At 49.0% G+C, this 976-nt stretch carries 1 protein-coding gene; it reads right to left on the bottom strand.

Annotation, left to right across the window (positions count from 1 at the left end):
* A partial coding sequence (locus AXFE_RS18065; protein WP_152626229.1) for an IS1634 family transposase occupies positions 1-976 on the bottom strand: 976 nt, incomplete at both ends.

Below are 976 nucleotides of genomic sequence, written 5' to 3' on the forward strand. Positions count from 1 at the left end.
CTGAGTGATCCAGCATCGATGAAATCAACACGCATCGACTCACTGCCCATCGACTCGATGCCCATCGACTCACTGCCTTGTAGATGAACAACTATTTGCTCAGAATCCACCTCAGCACCCAGGTTACCACCCGACTCAGCAGCTTCTCCCTCGGCACCCGACTCAGCAGCTTCTCCCTCGGCACCCGACTCAGCAGCTTCTCCCTCGGCACCCGACTCAGCAGCTTCTCCCTCGGCACCCGACTCAGCAGCTTCTCCCTCGGCACCCGACTCGGCAACTTCTACCTCAGCACCCAGGTCAGCACCCGCCTCGGCAGCTTCTCCCTTGTCATCCATCTCACCACCCAGGTCATCACCCAGTTCTTTGATGTAGATGCTCTCATTGGAGGAGTTCTTGATCTCTAAGAAGGTATCTTTTCCTTGGCGTAGTTCAGCTAGATAGTGTCTAGCTGCATTAGCGCGTGTAATTACCAGATAGCTAAGACCATAGGACTCAATCAGTGCGATGTTGTCATAAGTTGCTATCCCTCTATCCATGATAACCGTTGGGAGATCTTCGCTAAAGAGTCCCTGTCTTAGGTGACTAGAGATACTAGATAAGACATCACCAAGGGTTTCAGGCTCTGACTGATTACCGGGATATATGTGGCTATAGATCGGTAGTCCACGATCATCCACCAAAAGGGCAAGACTTACTAAAGTACAGTCGAAGCGCTTCTCTTTGGAGTGGCCATATTGGGCTAGATCATTACCAAGTGTTCGTCCCTCAAAATAGGCATTGGTAAGATCAACTAAAAAGAGACGCTTATTAGTTGGGTAAAGCTCATTCTCGGCTTTGATAAGTGCCATCTCGATTGAGTCTTTGGCTTCGTAGATAGCATCAGCTATCTCATAAATAGCATCTTTACCGATATTGCTAAGGTCTTGGTCTACCAATTCATAGAGTGCAGAGTCCTCTTTTAGGAAGCGATGTGTTC

This window comes from Acidithrix ferrooxidans, from assembly GCF_000949295.1.
GTDB lineage: Bacteria > Actinomycetota > Acidimicrobiia > Acidimicrobiales > Acidimicrobiaceae > Acidithrix > Acidithrix ferrooxidans.